The 16071-nt window shown below is 60.9% G+C and carries 15 protein-coding genes; 5 read left to right on the top strand and 10 right to left on the bottom strand.

All coding sequences use genetic code 11. The features are described from left to right. Together KGB03_RS24380 and xopAW are read left to right on the top strand one after the other, a co-directional pair. Positions 1-945, top strand: a 945-nt coding sequence (locus KGB03_RS24380; protein WP_223529548.1) for a sensor histidine kinase, incomplete at its 5' end; no start/stop codon positions are given. 118 nt (positions 946-1063) lie between these two features. Further along, positions 1064-1690 carry a XopAW family type III secretion system calcium-binding effector gene (gene xopAW, locus KGB03_RS24375; RefSeq protein WP_223529546.1) on the top strand — a complete coding sequence of 209 codons (627 nt, stop codon included), beginning with the start codon at positions 1064-1066 and terminating at the stop codon, positions 1688-1690. A 154-nt stretch (positions 1691-1844) separates the two neighbouring features. Here the strand turns inward: xopAW and KGB03_RS24370 are convergent, their stop codons facing one another. The 10 genes from KGB03_RS24370 to KGB03_RS24325 form a co-directional block, all read right to left on the bottom strand. Continuing rightward, a complete protein-coding gene (locus tag KGB03_RS24370; protein WP_223529544.1) occupies positions 1845-2900 on the bottom strand; it encodes an AI-2E family transporter in 1056 nt (351 codons plus the stop codon). 68 nt (positions 2901-2968) lie between these two features. Beyond that, the gene (locus KGB03_RS24365) at positions 2969-3775 is read right to left on the bottom strand and encodes a DUF4892 domain-containing protein (protein WP_111451727.1); all 807 of its coding nucleotides are present in this window, start codon (positions 3773-3775) and stop codon (positions 2969-2971) included. Positions 3776-3783: 8 nt separating this feature from the next. After that, on the bottom strand, positions 3784-4443 hold the full coding sequence (locus KGB03_RS24360; protein WP_008148047.1) for a glutathione S-transferase family protein: 660 nt from the start codon (positions 4441-4443) through the stop codon (positions 3784-3786). A 50-nt stretch (positions 4444-4493) separates the two neighbouring features. After that, positions 4494-5348 carry an alpha/beta hydrolase gene (locus KGB03_RS24355; RefSeq protein WP_223529538.1) on the bottom strand — a complete coding sequence of 285 codons (855 nt, stop codon included), beginning with the start codon at positions 5346-5348 and terminating at the stop codon, positions 4494-4496. Beyond that, complete coding sequence (locus KGB03_RS24350) at positions 5345-6151, bottom strand: alpha/beta fold hydrolase (protein ID WP_008148042.1); 807 nt, start codon at positions 6149-6151, stop codon at positions 5345-5347. The genes KGB03_RS24355 and KGB03_RS24350 overlap by 4 nt, the downstream gene beginning before the upstream one ends. Positions 6152-6446: 295 nt before the next feature. Further along, on the bottom strand, positions 6447-6890 hold the full coding sequence (locus KGB03_RS24345) for a hotdog fold thioesterase (protein WP_056743253.1): 444 nt from the start codon (positions 6888-6890) through the stop codon (positions 6447-6449). 32 nt (positions 6891-6922) lie between these two features. Then, complete coding sequence (locus KGB03_RS24340; RefSeq protein WP_223529536.1) at positions 6923-8590, bottom strand: AMP-binding protein; 1668 nt, start codon at positions 8588-8590, stop codon at positions 6923-6925. A gap of 246 nt (positions 8591-8836) precedes the next feature. Further along, positions 8837-9289 (bottom strand): phosphohistidine phosphatase SixA, encoded by a 453-nt coding sequence (sixA, locus tag KGB03_RS24335; protein WP_008148035.1) that lies wholly within the window; start codon positions 9287-9289, stop codon positions 8837-8839. Beyond that, entirely contained in the window at positions 9286-9633 is a 348-nt protein-coding gene (locus tag KGB03_RS24330; RefSeq protein ID WP_008148033.1) for a DUF4389 domain-containing protein, read from the bottom strand. The genes sixA and KGB03_RS24330 overlap by 4 nt, the downstream gene beginning before the upstream one ends. A gap of 19 nt (positions 9634-9652) precedes the next feature. Next, positions 9653-10678 carry an NAD(P)H-dependent glycerol-3-phosphate dehydrogenase gene (locus KGB03_RS24325; RefSeq protein WP_223529534.1) on the bottom strand — a complete coding sequence of 342 codons (1026 nt, stop codon included), beginning with the start codon at positions 10676-10678 and terminating at the stop codon, positions 9653-9655. Between the two features lie 196 nt (positions 10679-10874). On the opposite strand from KGB03_RS24325, the gene KGB03_RS24320 reads away from it, so the two are divergent. Genes KGB03_RS24320 through KGB03_RS24310 form a run of 3 tightly spaced genes read left to right on the top strand, consistent with a single transcriptional unit; the run spans position 10875 to position 15830 of the window. Beyond that, complete coding sequence (locus KGB03_RS24320; RefSeq protein WP_223529532.1) at positions 10875-12998, top strand: TonB-dependent receptor plug domain-containing protein; 2124 nt, start codon at positions 10875-10877, stop codon at positions 12996-12998. 1 nt (position 12999) lies between these two features. After that, the gene (locus KGB03_RS24315; protein WP_111451719.1) at positions 13000-13932 is read left to right on the top strand and encodes an ABC transporter substrate-binding protein; all 933 of its coding nucleotides are present in this window, start codon (positions 13000-13002) and stop codon (positions 13930-13932) included. Next, entirely contained in the window at positions 13929-15830 is a 1902-nt protein-coding gene (locus tag KGB03_RS24310) for an ATP-binding protein (RefSeq protein ID WP_111451718.1), read from the top strand. Before KGB03_RS24315 ends, KGB03_RS24310 begins: the two co-directional genes overlap by 4 nt. The last annotated feature ends 241 nt before the right edge of the window (positions 15831-16071 follow it).

Raw genomic sequence — 16071 nt, 5'->3', positions numbered from 1 at the left:
CCGCCGCCCCCGCCGCCGCCGGGGTTTTCCGAAAAATTCGACGGACAGCGCCCGCCGATGGACCCGCGCTTCGCAAGTCGGCCACCGCGGCCGTGGTTCGGCGGCCCCTTGGTGCCGCTGACCTTTCAGCTGGTCTCGCTGATCATCGCCGCCTGGTACGGTGCCAAACTGCTGAGCCGGCCGATCCAGCGACTGAGCGATGCTGCCGAGCGACTGAGCGAAAACCTCGACAGCCCGCCTCTGGATGAGTCCGGCCCACGGGAAGCACGGCAAGCGGCACACACCTTCAACAAGATGCAGCAACGCATTCGTGAACAAGTGCAACAACGCTCGCGGATGCTTGGCGCCGTCTCCCACGACCTGCGCACGCCGCTGTCGCGGCTCAAGCTGCGACTGGAGCAGATCGACGACAACAAATTGCAAGGCCAGATGCGTCAGGATCTGGACGACATGATCGGCATGCTCGACGCCACGCTCACCTACCTGCACGAGCAGCGCACCAGTGAGGCCCTGCAATGGATGGACGTGCAGGCGCTGGTCGAATCCCTGAGTGAAAACGCCCAGGACCAGGGCGCCGATGTTCTGACCAGCGGCCACTGCGCACCGTTGCAAGTGCAGCCGATGGCCTTGCGTTCGTGCATCAACAACCTGCTGGACAATGCCCTGCGTTATGCCGGGCAGGCACTGATTACGCTCGACGACACGCGCGAAACCCTGGTGATCCGGGTCATCGACCATGGGCCGGGGATTGCGGCGGATAAACGTGAAGCCGTGTTCGAGCCATTCTTTCGCCTGGAAGGATCGCGCAACCGCAACTCCGGTGGCGTCGGGCTGGGCATGACCATCGCCCGCGAGGCGGCCGAACGCCTGGGTGGACAGTTGAGCCTGGAAGAAACACCCGGCGGCGGATTGACCGCTGTTATCCAACTACCTCGATCCGTGTAGCAGATCCGTGTGTTCTGTGTACCGTTCGGTACAAACTTCACATACCCACGACAACTTGCCCCTTGAGGCTGCATAAACCGGTGCACCCACCGGTTATCCATTCCAAGGAGTGAGCGCAATGATCGGTAGCGTCAGCAGTTATACGAGCTATACCAGCACCAGCAGCACCGCAACCAGCTCCGCCCGTAGTCAACAATTTCAGAAAGATCTGCTCGCCAAACTCGACAGCAACAGCGATGGCGCGGTGGATCAGGATGAACTCAAGAGCGCTCTGTCGCAGAAAACCGACGACGGTCTGCTGGTCAGCCTGAGCAAGAACTTCGCTGACCTGGACAGCGACGAAAGCGGCAGCCTGAGCAGTGAAGAAATGGCCGCGATGGCCCCTCCGCCGCCGCCACCTCAACAAATGTCCAGCGAAGAACTGTTTAGCCAGCTCGATGCGGACAGCGACGGCAGTGTCAGCGTCACCGAGCTGACCAGCGCGTTGCAGACCAGCAGCACCTCATCGACCAGCACCGACACCAGCGCCGCGTTGCTCAAAGTGCTGGATAGCGACAGCAGTGGCGGCGTCAGCAGCGACGAGTTGAACGCTGCGTTGCAAGCCGGCCGCGAGCGAAACACCGACAGTTCCACCGATCAGTCGAACGTGACCGAAGCCCTGAATAAAATGATTGCCAACCTGAGCAAGCAGTACTCGCTCGACAACGTGGCGACCGTAGGCAAGTACCTGAACGAGGCCACTTAAATCAAAAGCTTCGCGGGCAAGCCTTGCTCCTACAGGTTGATCGTTCCCACGCTCTGCGTGGGAATGCATCCCGTGACGCTCTGCGTCACATCCCGAAGCGGAACGCGGAGCGTCCCATGCGGCATTCCCACGCAGAGCGAGGGAACGATCAATCTCAGGGCCGGCGATCCTCAACCCGGGCCTGACTCTTGCTCCAGTCGTTCAGCAGGCTGTAGGCCACCGCCAACAACGTCGGGCCGATGAACAAGCCGATAAACCCGAAGGCAATCAGCCCGCCAAACACCCCGAGCAGGACAATCACCAACGGCAAATTCCCGCCCCGGCTGATCAGGTACGGTTTGAGCACGTTGTCGACGCCACTGATGATGAACATCCCCCAAATCCCGAGAAACACCGCCATCCCGTACTCGCCCTTCCAGGCCAGCCAGGCCGTGGCCGGAATCCACACCAGCGGCGGTCCCATCGGAATCAGGCTCAACAAAAACGTGACGATCCCCAGCACCAGCGCCCCGGGTACCCCGGCAATCAAAAACCCGATCAACGCCAGAACCGCCTGGGCCGCTGCCGTCCCGATCACGCCGTTCACCACCCGCTGCACCGTGCCCGCCACCAACTCAATGTAATACCCGGCACGCTCACCGATCAGACGTTCCAGCAACCCGTGAACAAACGCCGCCAGACGCGGCCCGTCACGGTAGAAAAAGAACACGAAGACGATACTCAACGTCAGCTCAAGTATCCCGCCGCCAATCTGCGCACTGCGCGCCAGCAACCAATTGCCGACCTGACCCAGATAAGGTTTGACCGCCAGCATCATTGCCGCGCCCTGCTGATCGATGCTGTTCCAGACCCCCACCAGCCGCTCGCCCACCAAGGGAATACTGCCCAGCCAGATCGGCGCTTCCGGCAGCCCGTCGACCTGCACATCCTTGATGAACGCCGTGGCATCGCGCACATGGTCCGCGAGGTTGAACCCCAGCCAGACCAACGGCAACGCCACCAGCAACATCCAGCCCAGCGTCAGTACTGCGGCCGCCAGAGATTCGCGACCTTTGAACAAGCGAGTCAGCAAACGCATCAGCGGCCAACTGGCAAACGCCAGCACCGCGCCCCAGAACAGCGCCGACCAGAACGGCGCCATCACCCAGAAGCTCGCGCCAAACAGCACCAGGAGCAGGATCTGCACCAACAGCCGATCGTTATTGATCATCTAAATCTCGAAAAAATCAGTCCGCAAAAGAGTAGGCGAACGCAGCGTGTACGTTCGCCTGATAAAGCTTACCGCAACAGTTCGATGTGCAAACCAGCGCCGTCGATGCTGCCGGCTTCCATCCTGGCGGTACGCACACCCTGCCCGATCAGTGCCTGACGCCAGGCTTCGGCCTTCGGCCCGGAAACACTGACCCGCAACGTGGTGTCCAGATTCAGCCCACGAGAGATCAGGCGCAGCCAGGACTCGTCAGGATCGCCGGTCAGTTTGGGGAAATCGAGTTCACCGGTGCTTTTGAGCTCTCGAAGCAAGGTTGCAGAAGTCGGCAGCAAATCACCCAGCGGCGCGGCGGCGTCAAACTGTTCGACGTGCAGATAAGCTTTGCGATTGCCGCGCGTGATGCTGTAAAGCGCCACCAGCGTGTTGTCCTGAGGGGCCGCCAGACGCAACAGCAAAAACGCTTGCTGATCATCTGCGCCATAAAGCTTGGCATTGCCGAAGACATCATTGGCCCACAGGCTGCTTTCGCCGCAATCACGGGCCTGGCACCAGAACAGCAACTGGGCCTCCTGCTTCTGCAAGGCTTCACGAGCAGCGGTGAAGGCCTCGGTGGAGGAATGCTCCGGTGGCAACTCGTAGGTTACCGACGTGGTTTGCCCTCGGGCAGCGACCTGGCCGTCGAAGCGCAACTGGCCGCTGATTTTGCGGATCGAACCCAATGGATAGATCCGCTCAAGTTCGGCGACCGGACGATAGTCAACGATCTGCGCATCGGCCATACGCGGCACGATCGGCAAGTCATGGCTGCCCGGGACATCGGCGGCAAATAACAGCGGACTGAAACAACACAGCGCCAGCAGACTGAATGAACGCATGGATAGACTCATCGGATCAGCATGGCCTGGGCACCCTTGATGATACTGGCGTCATCGATGCGCTCAGGCACCAGCAAACCGCGCTGTACCGCCGGACGCGCCTCCATGGTTGCCATCCAGCGCTGCAGGGCCGGCAAACCGTCCACCGCGACACCCGACCACTCATGGCCACGGACCCACGGATAAGTGGCGATGTCGGCAATGCTGTATTCACCGGCCAGAAACTCCACGGCTTGCAGACGCGTGTCGAGCACTTCATAGAGGCGGCGGGTTTCATGTTGATAGCGATCGATGGCGCCCTGGAGCTTCTCCGGGAAATAACGGAAAAACACGTTGGCCTGGCCTTGCATCGGGCCGATTCCACCCATCTGGAACATCAGCCATTGCAGGACCACCGAGCGCCCCTTGGGGTCTTTTGGCAGCAGTTTGCCGCTCAATTCAGCCAGGTAAATCAGGATCGCGCCGGATTCAAACACAGCGAAATCGCCGTTGGCGCGGTCGACAATCGCCGGGATCCGGCCATTGGGATTGATCTTGAGGAAGCCCTCGGACTTCTGTTCCTTTTTGTCGAAACTCAAGGCGTGCACCGTGTAGGGCAGGCCGAGTTCCTCGAGCACGATAGAGACCTTGTGGCCATTCGGGGTCGCAGCGGTGTAGAGATCTATCATGGTTGTCTCCCATTTCAACCCGCCCAGCCTCGACAGTTGCCCGGCGCAAGTCAAGGAACAGCGAAGAACCGATTGAAACAGTCTGCGACAAGGTCGGCACCGGGTTCGTCATTCAGGTGCAAATGATGACCGCCAGGCAGCTGTTCACGGCTAAAGGGTAGACGCTCCAGCAACTCGGGATGTTTGGCGAGCATGCCGTCGGCAGCCACCACCAGTTTTGCAGGACAACTGACTCGCTGGACGAAGGCCATCGTCTGTTCTGAGGTCAGACGCAGCGGCGACGGTAAGGTCAGGCGGTTATCGGTGCGCCAGGTATAACCGCCCGGCACGGGCATCAATCCACGCTGAGCCAGCAGTTCTGCGGCTTCGCGACTGACAGCGACCAAGCCTTTCATGCGCGCCTCGATGGCCCGGTCGAGGGTGTTGTAGACCGGTTTGCGCTTCTCCCGCAAATCCAGCTGCGCTTGCAGGGCCATGCCCATCCGTTCGGCAGCGTTTTCGCCCTTGTCTGTAGGAGGAATGACCCCGTCGATCAATGCCAGATGGGTCACGCGTTCCGGCAACGAACCGGCCAGCACCAGCGAAACGATCGCGCCCATGGAATGCCCCAGCAGCCCAAAGCGCTTCCAGCCCAATTGCTCGGCCACTTGCAGCACGTCATGGGCGTAGTCCCACAGCGCGTAACCGGCACCGGTCGGCCGATGCCCGGAATGACCGTGACCGGCCATGTCCAGCGCGATGATGCGCAAGCCTTTGAGCTTCGGCGCCAGCCGGGCGAAGCTGTTGGCGTTGTCCAGCCAGCCATGCAAGGCGATCACCGGCAGGCCGTCTTCGGGGCCAAACAAGTGCGCTGCCAACTCGATGTGCGGCAGGCTCAGGCGAACTTCTTCAACGACGTTGCTCATGCGCAATCCTGTTGGCGGCGACCGTCCCAACGGCTGAGCAGGTTCTTCAGCAGCGTGGCCGTGTCCTGGGGACGTTCGAGGGGAAACATGTGGCCGCCAGGCATGGTCAGGGACTCGCCCAGCGGCAAGCGCCCCACGAGGCTTGCGTGATGACGCATCACCACCCGGCTCTTGTGCCCGCGAACCACCGCCAGCGGCACTTTCAGTTGCCGTGTGCGGCCGGGACTGGTGTGCGGCACACCACGGTAGATACTGATTTCCGTGGCCGGGTCGAAGCGCAGGCGCAGCCTGTCGCCCACCTTGTGCAAGCCGTGTTGCAGGTAAGCGTCGAAGCATTCCGGGTCGAAACCGCGAAACAGGGTTTTGCCCGCGAAATAGAGTCGGGCCGCGTCCAGATCGGTGAACTCTTCCCGGCGTCCCAACGTACGGCCGGCCGGGGTCAGGCGATCGATGAAACCGAAGCGTTTGGCGGCGCGGATCACCCATTGATCAGCGCGGGTCAGCACCGGTGAATCAAGCATCACCACGCCGCGATAGAGCTCGGGGCACCGCAACGCCGCGTGCAGGTGCAGCACGCCACCGAAGGAATGGCCGACACCCCACACCGGTTCCGGTTGCTGCTTGAGGTGATGAATCAGCTCATCGACCAGGTTGTACCAGTTGTCGTCCGCCGGAAAACGCGGGTCATGGGCGTGCTGCTGCAGATGCGTCACCTGATACTCGGGCGCCAGCGCCGCGAACAACTTGCCGTAGGTGCCTGAGGGAAAACCGTTGGCGTGGGCGAAAAATATCTGTTGCGACATACCGGTGATCCATCAACGAAAACAAGGGTTGATTGTCCGTAAGACGACGTCCTACAGCAATGACCGTAAGTGCCAGGAATGATGACAGTCCGGTCATGGGAATGGCGTGTCAGATGAATCCACCCCTCACCCCAGCCCTCTCCCCACGGGGGAGAGGGGGAAAGGGAGCAGATCGGGGGCTTTTCAAGACCGGAGTTCGACTCGGACTTTCAGGTCGATGTAGCACCAAGAACACCTCGGTCAGTCCCCTCGCCCCCTAGGGAGAGGGGGCGGATCTAATTGAAGAAACACACTCTCAACGCGCCGGCGGATTCTCACCCAATGGCACCACCGCCATGGTCAACCGCGACACACAACTGGCCTTGCCCTCATCGCTGGTCAAACGGATATCCCAGACATGCGTCGTGCGGCCAATGTGAATCGGCTTGGCCACCGCCGTGACCCGCCCGCTGCGCAAGCCGCGCAAATGGTTGGCGTTGATTTCCAGGCCCACGCAGTAAAACTTGCTGGCGTCGATGCACAGGTAACTGGCCATCGAGCCGACCGTTTCGGCCAGCACCACCGAGGCGCCGCCGTGCAGCAAGCCGTAAGGCTGGTGAGTGCGATGGTCGATGACCATGCTCGCGGTCAGGGACTCGTCGTCGAAGGCTTCGAAGCGAATATCCAACACTTCGCCGATGGTGTTTTTCTGGATTGCGTTCAACTGTTCAATGTTGGGATGGGTACGCCACAAGCTCATTGCTGACATCCTTTGTTGGTGTTAATCGTGACTCAATCCTGCCACAGCACCGCTTCGCTGCGCGCGCTCCATTCTTCGAAGCGGGCGCCGTAAGCCGCTTCGATCACGTTGCGCTTGATCTTCAGGGTCGGCGTCAGAAAGCCGTTCTCCACCGCCCAGCTGTCCTTGACCACCACCAATCGATGCAAGCGCTCGTGTTTATCGAGAACGCCGTTGACCTCCTCCAACAGTTTTTCCAGGCTTGAATGCAGGCCCGCCCGCGCCGTTCCGCTGGCGTCCTGCTGACCGACCGCCGAGAGCACGCACAACCCCAGCGGCGCACTCAGGCCATCGCCCACCACGCACACTTGCTCGATGCGCGAATGCTCCGCCAGACGATTCTCGATCGGTGCCGGGGCGACGTATTTGCCTTTGCTGGTCTTGAAGATTTCCTTCAGTCGACCGGTCAGGCGCAGGTTGCCTTCGGCGTCCTCCTCGCCCTTGTCGCCAGTGCGCAAGAAACCGTCCTCAGTGATGGTTTCGGCGGTTTTCCCAGGCTCCTTGAAATACCCGAGCATGGTCGCGCCGCTACGCACCATGACCTCGCCCGACTCGGCGATCCGCACCTCGACCTCCGGGCAGGGCTTGCCGATCCAGCCGGGTTTGTTCTGGCCCGGCAGGCAAACGTGCGAATAGCCGCAACTCTCGGTCATGCCATAGACCTCCAGCACATCCAGCCCCAGTTTGCGGTACCACAGCAGCAAGGTCTGCGGCACTGGCGCGGCGCCGGACAAGGCGATGCGCAAGGCATCCAGCCCGAGCCCGGCCAGGACTTTGTGGCCGACCCGCTTGCCGATGATCGGCAGACCGAGCAGGAAGTCGAGGCGCTTTGCCGGGATTTTGCTGTACACGCCCATCTGGAATTTGGTCCAGATCCTCGGCACACCGAACAGCGCGGTCGGTCGTGCACGGCGCAAATCGGCCAGGAAGGTGTCGAGGCTTTCGGCAAAAAACACCGTTTGCCCGGTGTAGATCGACGCCAGCTCGACGAACATCCGCTCGGCGACATGGCACAGCGGCAGGTAGGACAACAACCGATCCGACTCATTCAAGCCAAACAACTGCGTGCCGCGAGTGGTGGCAAACCCCAGATTGGCGAAACTGTGCATCACGCCTTTGGGCATGCCGGTGGTGCCGGAGGTGTAAATGATGGTCGCCAACTGGTCGGCGGACGGCTTGGGATCGTCCTGGATCGGTGAGCTGTTTTGCAGGTCGGCCCAGCTGTAGTCGAAAGTACCGGGCGGATGCAACGGCAGGCTGATCGTCGGCAGATCGGGGCTGACCCCGCGAGACATGCCGGGCCAGTCATCGAGTTTGCCGATGAACACCAGGACCGCTTCGGAGTGTTCAAGGACCTGGGCCACGGTCTCGGCGGTAAGGTTCGGGTAGAGCGGCACCGACACGTGGCCCGCCATCCAGATCGCCAGGTCGGCGATGATCCAGTGGGCGCAGTTTTTCGAGATCAGGGCGATGTGACTGCCTTGGGGCAGTTCGCGTGCGCGCAGCCAATGCGCAGCGCAGCGCGCCTGATGACCGACGTCGGCCCAGCTCAGGGTCTCGACCTGTCCGCCGCCCGTGGGCTGGACCAGAAAGCGCTGGCGGGGATGACGGGCCTCGCGCTCGTAGAAGACATCCAGCGGCAAACGAAAAGCAGCAGGCATGCGACTCGCTCCTTTATTTTTGGTCTGGAGCAAGCGTAGCCAACCAAGCAGTTGCTCGGTTGACTATTTCAAACATAAAAATCCGGCACAAAGTAGAACCTGTGGGAGCGGGCTTGCTCGCGAAGAGGGTGTGTCAGTCGATATCAATGTTGCCTGACACATCGCTTTCGCGAGCAAGCCCGCTCCCACATTTGATCGGTGTCGCTCTTAAGTTTCGGGCAAACCATTCCCCCTGTAAAAACAGGATTACGGGTGCTTGATGGCGTTGAGTTTCATCCCGCCGGCCAGCGGCAAATCACCTTCAAGTTCTGCAAGGCCGGCGGTTTTCACCGCTTCCGGGTCTTGCACATGGCCGTGCTGCAAGTAACCCAACAGGTTGCCCACCAGCGGGTTATGACTGACCAGCAACGCGTGATCCACAGACACCAACTGCTCCGCCACCGCTTGCGGGCGATTGTCCGGGGTCAGCCAGTCGACGGTGCGAATCTCCGGCGCGAAATTCAGCGCTGTACGCACAATTTCTGCGGTCTCCTGCGCTCGCAGGTAAGGACTGGCGTAGATCGCGGTCAGCGGCTTGCCGGCCAACTCGGCGGCAGTGCGCAGTACTTCTTCACGACCATGGGCGGTCAGTGCCCGTTCCGAATCAGGACGTTTGCCGTGTGGCTCGGCTTCCCCATGACGCAGTATCCAGAGTTTCATAGCTTGGGTTCCTCATCTCGGGCCGGGTGTGGTGCCGGCGCCACAGTGTGCGGCGCTTCACCTTCCGGTGTACGCGGCGTCGGCCAGTCGGCGAACGGCCACGGCTTCTGATCACTGTGGAAACTGCCGAATCGACCGATCTGCGCCAGGAACTGGCTCAGGCTGTCGCCGAAGTTCATCAGGCTGGCGCTCGGGGCGCCATATATCAAACGATAGATCAACTGCACCAGCACCACGGCGCCAAGGATGAACTGCGCCACTTGCCAGACCAGCACATAGACGATCATCCACAACACTCGCAGCAGGATGGATTCGTACTTGTCCTCTGTTTTCGGATCGTTCATGTCTCGCTCTCCCTGATGCTTAGTTGAAACCACTGGTGGAAATAAAATCGACGTCGGTTTTCGGCTCGGCACGCATCAATAGACCGATCACCTGCTCCAGCGTGCGCCCTTCGAACAGGATGGCATGCAGCCCGGCGACCAGCGGCATGTAAACGCCCACTTCCTGCGCCTTGGTCTTGAGCACCTTGAGGGTGTTGACCCCTTCAGCGACTTCGCCCAGGCGCGTCACTGCATCTTCCAGGCTCAAGCCCTGACCGAGGGCGAACCCGACCTGGTAGTTACGGCTTTTCGGCGACGAGCAGGTGACGATCAAATCGCCGACGCCCGCCAAACCGAGGAAGGTCATCGGGTTGGCGCCCTGATTCACCGCAAAGCGGGTCATTTCCGCCAGCGCCCGGGTGATCAGCATGCTTTTGGTGTTTTCGCCCATGCCCATCGCCACGGCCATGCCGGCAATGATTGCGTAGACGTTTTTCAACGCCCCGCCCAGCTCCACGCCATAGCGGTCGGCGCTGGCGTATACGCGAAAGGTCTTGCCGTGCAGCGCTTCCTGGACCCGCTGGCAGAGTTCTTCGTCTTCGCTGGCGATCACCGTGGCGGTCAGCGCGTGTTCGGCGATTTCACGGGCCAGGTTCGGCCCGGACAGCACGCCGATGCGCGCTTGCGGGGCGATCTCTTCGAGGATTTCGCTCATCAGTTTGAAGGTGTGGGCTTCGATGCCTTTGGTCAGGCTAACCAACAATTTGCCGTTCAAACGTTCGGCGTGCGGCATCAATACCGAGCGCAGCGCGCTGGACGGCAGTGCGACGAAGCACAAGTCGCAGGCTTGCAGAGTGGCCAGCAGGTCGGTGACCGCTTCCACGGCCGGCAGAATCTTGATGCCTTTGAGGTAACGCGGGTTCTCGCGATTGACCCGTATGGCCTCAGCCTGCTCGGGGTCACGCATCCACAGCCGGACCTGATGCCCGTTCTCGGCCAACAGATTAGCCACGGCGGTACCAAAACTTCCGCCTCCCAGGACCGCAATTGGGCGCTGTTCAGTCATATGCAATCCGTTAATCCATACCAGTGGCGATGTCGGCATTATACGGAGCGGCCCAGTGGCGGCCAGCCCCCGCATCAATTACCGACACTTGTAGGAAGAAGACCAAGAAAACCGAGGAAAATGCCCATAACGTGACTGGAAAAGTCATTGCGCTCGGTTAACATGCGCGCCAATTGTTCGCTATCAAGGATGTGTTGTGTCGTTTGGCTCCCCATCACCTCGCTCGCCGCTGGTACTGGCGCTGATGTTCAGCTCGCCATTGCTTGCCGACGACTTGTTCCTCGACAGCGAGCCGCTGCCGCAAGTATTGACCGCGACGCGACTCAAGCAGTCGCCGGCCGCAGTACCCGGGAGCATGACGGTGATCGACAGCGAACTGATCAACGCCAGCGGCGCCCGGGACATCAGTGAGTTGCTGCGACTGGTGCCGGGAATGATGGTCGGCAACATCAACGGCAACCAGGCGGCGGTGAACTATCACGGCACCAATGCGACCGAAGCGCGACGCATGCAAGTGTTGATCGACGGCCGCTCGGTGTACCGCGCAGGCTTGGCCACCGTGGACTGGAGCGACATTCCAGTGGCCCTGGAAGACATCGAACGCATCGAAGTTTTCCGTGGCCCGAACACCGTCAGCTATGGCGCCAATGCGCTGATGGCGGTGGTCAACATCATCACGCGCAATCCGGCCGACAGCCACGGCACGCGAATGAAAGTCACCCGTGGGCAGCGCGGCATCGACGACTTTTACGCCAGCCAGGGCGTGGGCTGGGACGGCGGCGACCTGCGCCTGTCACTGTCCGGCCAGCAAGACGACGGCTTCGACTCGGACCGCAATGGCGCCGACTACCGCGACAGCCGCCGCTTGAACCGCTTCAACCTCGCCGTCAGTCAGACGCTCACTGAAAACCAGAGTATCGACTGGCAATTGAATGCCAAGGACGGGAGCAACCAGCGGCCGTATACCTACCGCCCGGTCTTCTCGGGGATTACCGCTGCCGGGAACAATTCCGACGTCGTCGCCAAGGACTACGCCGGCTCGCTGCGCTGGAACCTCGACATCAATCCCGATCACAGCCTTTACATCCAGGGCTCAGCGCAGCATTGGGATCGTCAGCAGACCTGGCGTGCCTGCGATGCCGAAGTTTCGTTCAGCCCGCAGTTGACCGAACTCTGGCAGCTCAACCCGAATTACACCGAACGCCTGGCACGCAACATGGAGCGCTACACCGGCCCCGGCGCGCCCGCAGGTGACCCGACCCAGCGCGCACTGGCCAATCAAGTGCTCGACCAATGGCGAAACGGCGCCCGGCAAACCCTCTGTGGCGATATTGACCAGAGCACCCGGGAATCGCGCTACGACCTTGAATTACAGGACACCCTCAGCCTGTCCGACAGTCTGCGGCTGGTCAGCGGCATGAACTATCGTTACGACCGGGCAGATTCCGAGACCTACTTCAATGGCACCCTCGACGACACCACCTGGCGGGCGTTCGGCCAGCTCGAGTGGCGCGCCACCGAGCATTGGTTGCTGCAGGGCGGTGCGATGTTCGAAGACACGCAATTGATCGGCAGTTCGCTCACCCCTCGAGTGGCAGTCAACTACCTGATCAACCCGCGCCATGGCCTGCGGGCGGTGTATTCGGAAGCCATCCGCTCGCCGGACATGTTCGAGAACAACGTCAACTGGAGCTATCAGGTAAAGAACCTGCGACCCAGCGCCTATGGCCAGTCCAGTGCCCGTTATTTCGTCAAGACCCGTGGCCCCGGCAACCTCGAACAGGAATACATGCGCTCTCGGGAGCTGGGCTATAACGGTTACTTTGCCGAAGTGGGGCTGGCGGTCGATGTGAAACTGTTCTACGACGAAATAACCGGGATGATCAGCGAACCGCTGCGCAACAATCAGTACATCGCCAGCAACTCAAACAGCGCGCGTCTCGAAGGGGCAGAAACCCAGCTCGACTGGAGAATCAGCAGCGCCGATCGCCTGCGTCTGACGTATGCCTACGTCGATGCCGAGGCGAGCAACCCGCAGGATGCCCAACAGACCGCCCGAAACAGCGGTTCCGCCGGGTGGCTGCACAACTGGGGCCACGGCTGGAACAGTGCGCTCTTCTACTATGGTGACGATGCCCTGAACGGCTACCGCTTCGAACGGGTCGACACGCGCATCGCCAAACGCATCGGCCTGGGCAAGGCCAGCCTGGAACTGGCCGGCGTGCTCCAGCAACGCCTCGACAGTCAGCCCACAACCTTCGTCGACAATAACTACGACGAGCGCCGGGTGCTTTACTTCAGCGCAGAGCTGGCGTTCTAAGATGCGGTATAGCCCGTCACGCAAGACGCCAATCCTTGGCCGCCTGCTGGCCGGGCTGTGCCTGGTGTTTGCCGGACTGCTGAGCAGCCTGGCGGCCAGCGCCGCGGACATTTTGCTGACCGGCGCCGAGGACAGCCCCGGCGCGCAATCCTTCGTCCAGGCCCTGCACGAGATGCGCCCTGACGACAGCGTGCGCTTCCAGACACTGGCCAGCCTGCCGGAGCCAGGCAAACTGCCCGCCGGTACCCGTCTGATTCTGCTCGACCTGCCAAGCCTCGACTGGCGCCTGCAAGACTCCCAAGGCCCGGCGACGTTGGTCCTGCGCATCAGCCGCCTGCAAGCCCGCCAGCGTCTGGGGACCACCCTGCCCTCACACCTCAGCCTGCTTTGGAGCGATCAGCCTCTGGACCGGCAATTACGTCTGACCCGGCTCCTCCTGCCCCATGCCAAACGCGTGGGTGTGCTCTTCGACAGCCACAGCGAATTCCTGTTGGAAGAATTGCATCAGGCCGCCCACTCCCTGGGCCTTGAGGTGGTTACCCAGCGTTGGGACAACACCAATGACAGCCGACCATTGCAGACTCTGCTGAAAAACAGCGACGTGTTGCTGGGCCTCGACGACCCCGATTTGTACAACCCGAAAACCGCGAAGAACCTGCTGCTTAGCAGCTACGCGCGGCAAATGGCGCTGATCGGTCCCAATCCCGGATTCGTCAAGGCTGGCAGCCTGGCCAGCACCTACAGCGATCAGAGTGATTGGCTGGAGATTCTCAATGAGCTGCTCGACCGACCACCAACGACATGGCCACGCGCGCATTACCCGCAACATTTCAAAGTCTTGAGTAACCCGCAGGTGGCTCGTTCATTAGGTATAGAACAGATGCCTGATGCGTTTGTCGCAACACAGCTGGCCGCAGGAGAACGCCACCCATGACTTTCCGTCGCCGTTGGGACATCAACACCCGCACCCAAATCATCAGCCTCGGCCCTGCCCTGTTACTGACGTTGCTGTTGATCAGTTTCTTCACCTTCGTGCGGATCCAGGACCTGCGTCAGGAGCTCAATCACACCGGGCAACTGATCGCCAACCAACTGGCACCGGCCACCGAATACGGGGTGATCTCGGGCAACAACGAGGTGCTCGACAGTTTGCTCAAGGCTACCCTGGCCACGCCCAATGTGCGCTTTCTGGAAGTCCAGGACAGCGCCAACCGGATTCTGGTGTACGTCGAGCAACCGTCGGAAACCCACAACCGCTCGCACCAGGTCGAAGTGTTCCAGGCCCCGGTGCGGCTGCAACGCATCCAGCTGCACAATGATTTCCTGCAGGGCAGCCGCGTCGCCAACACGACGCCCAGCGAGGATTATCTGGGTCGGGTGATCGTCGGCCTGTCCAACGACGCCTTCAGCCAGCGTCAGCAGGAAATCCTGCTCAAGGCCGGGATCCTGGCGCTGTTCGCCCTGCTGTTTACTTTTCTGCTCGCCCGGCGACTGGCCGGCAGTCTGTCGCAACCGATCCGCGACATCGGCAACGCGGTCAAGGCGATTCAGGACGGCGACTACAAAACGCCGCTGCCGATCGTCGACGACACTGAACTGGGCGCGCTGTCGCAACACATCAACAACCTCGCCAACGGGCTCGAGCAAGCCAGTCGCGAACAGCATCAAGCAATGGCGCAGTTGATTCAGACTCGCGAGGAAGCGGAAAAGGCCAACAACGCCAAATCCGATTTCCTTGCGATGATGAGCCATGAACTGCGCACACCGATGAATGGCGTGCTGGGCATGCTGCAACTGCTGGAAACCACCGAGATGACCGAGGAGCAGGTCGAATACGCGGCGCTTGCCTCGGAGTCCACCGAACACCTGCTCAAAGTCATCAACGACATTCTGGATTTCTCGCGCATCGAGCGTTCGGAACTGGAACTGGAGCACATTCCATTCAACCTCGCAGACCTGATCGGCAGTTGCGCCCAGTCGTTCTCGCACGGCGCCATGCAACGCGGGCTCGACCTGGCGCTGTCGATTCCGGACGACATGCGCGCGTTGCAGGTGCAGGGCGACCCGACGCGGATCCGGCAGATCCTGGTCAACCTGATCGGCAATGCGCTGAAATTCACCGAACAGGGCTGCGTCAGCATCGAACCGCAATGGCAGTCGCTGGATCATGAATTGCTGTGGTTCACCTGCACTGTGCGCGACAGCGGGATTGGTATCTCGGCTGAAAGCCTGGAATTGATGTTCAACGCCTTCCAGCAGGCCGACAGTTCTATTTCGAGGCGTTACGGGGGCACCGGGCTGGGTCTGCCGATTGCTCGCACGCTGGCTGAACGCATGGGCGGCACGTTGCGCGCCCAGAGCGAGGAAGGTCGCGGCTCGGTGTTCACCCTGGAAATCCCGCTGGCGCTCTATAAACAGACGCTGCCCGTGCTGGTGCCGCGCATACCGACCGGCAGCGGTGATGGCGAAGGGCGCAACGTGTTGCTGGTGGAAGACAATCCGGTCAATCAGACGGTCATCGAAGCAATGTTGCGCAGTCTGGGCTTTACTGTCAGCGTCGTCACCGATGGCGCCCAGGCTGTGCGCAGTGCGGAGAGTCTGATTTTCGAAGCGATTCTGATGGACTGCCGGCTACCGATCATCGACGGCTACGAGGCCACCCGACAGATTCGCCAATTACCCGGCTGCACAGACTTGCCGATCATCGCGCTGACCGCCAACGCCTTGCAGGGTGACCGCGAAGCCTGTTTATCGGCGGGAATGAACGATTACCTGGCCAAGCCCTTCAAACGCACAGATTTGCAGCAAATTCTGCAGCGCTGGGTGCAGTAGTGCAGGCCTTTCGGCTATCTGCGACTGGCGTGAAAGGCGAAAGTGCGGCAGTCTTAGGCACCCGAACAGGCCCGAAAAGGGGCTTGAATAATAATTTCAGTGCACAAGTGTACATTCATGTCCTTGGTGCTGTGACTTTCACCACAACGCAATAGTCTATGAGTAGGCTGCTGACTCGAGGCATGAACGCCTCGATCGGCCGGGAAGATTTGCCCCACCTGCCGCATGGGACTATTGAGGA

The sequence above is a fragment of the Pseudomonas sp. BF-B-26 genome, from assembly GCF_019956495.1.
GTDB lineage: Bacteria > Pseudomonadota > Gammaproteobacteria > Pseudomonadales > Pseudomonadaceae > Aquipseudomonas.
Note: the sequence above shows the minus strand (reverse complement) of the source record. Positions and strands in the feature narration are given on the sequence as shown.

Excerpts from the sequence above, each read along its gene's own strand:
- KGB03_RS24325 (WP_223529534.1), bottom strand. The coding sequence starts at position 10,678 with ATGACTGAACAGCGCCCAATTGCGGTCCTGGGAGGCGGAAGTTTTGGT.
- KGB03_RS24355 (WP_223529538.1), bottom strand. The coding sequence starts at position 5,348 with ATGAGCAACGTCGTTGAAGAAGTTCGCCTGAGCCTGCCGCACATCGAG.
- KGB03_RS24350 (WP_008148042.1), bottom strand. The coding sequence starts at position 6,151 with ATGTCGCAACAGATATTTTTCGCCCACGCCAACGGTTTTCCCTCAGGC.
- KGB03_RS24345 (WP_056743253.1), bottom strand. The coding sequence starts at position 6,890 with ATGAGCTTGTGGCGTACCCATCCCAACATTGAACAGTTGAACGCAATC.
- KGB03_RS24370 (WP_223529544.1), bottom strand. The coding sequence starts at position 2,900 with ATGATCAATAACGATCGGCTGTTGGTGCAGATCCTGCTCCTGGTGCTG.
- sixA (WP_008148035.1), bottom strand. The coding sequence starts at position 9,289 with ATGAAACTCTGGATACTGCGTCATGGGGAAGCCGAGCCACACGGCAAA.
- KGB03_RS24310 (WP_111451718.1), top strand. The coding sequence starts at position 13,929 with ATGACTTTCCGTCGCCGTTGGGACATCAACACCCGCACCCAAATCATC.
- KGB03_RS24330 (WP_008148033.1), bottom strand. The coding sequence starts at position 9,633 with ATGAACGATCCGAAAACAGAGGACAAGTACGAATCCATCCTGCTGCGA.
- KGB03_RS24340 (WP_223529536.1), bottom strand. The coding sequence starts at position 8,590 with ATGCCTGCTGCTTTTCGTTTGCCGCTGGATGTCTTCTACGAGCGCGAG.
- KGB03_RS24365 (WP_111451727.1), bottom strand. The coding sequence starts at position 3,775 with ATGCGTTCATTCAGTCTGCTGGCGCTGTGTTGTTTCAGTCCGCTGTTA.
- xopAW (WP_223529546.1), top strand. The coding sequence starts at position 1,064 with ATGATCGGTAGCGTCAGCAGTTATACGAGCTATACCAGCACCAGCAGC.
- KGB03_RS24315 (WP_111451719.1), top strand. The coding sequence starts at position 13,000 with ATGCGGTATAGCCCGTCACGCAAGACGCCAATCCTTGGCCGCCTGCTG.
- KGB03_RS24360 (WP_008148047.1), bottom strand. The coding sequence starts at position 4,443 with ATGATAGATCTCTACACCGCTGCGACCCCGAATGGCCACAAGGTCTCT.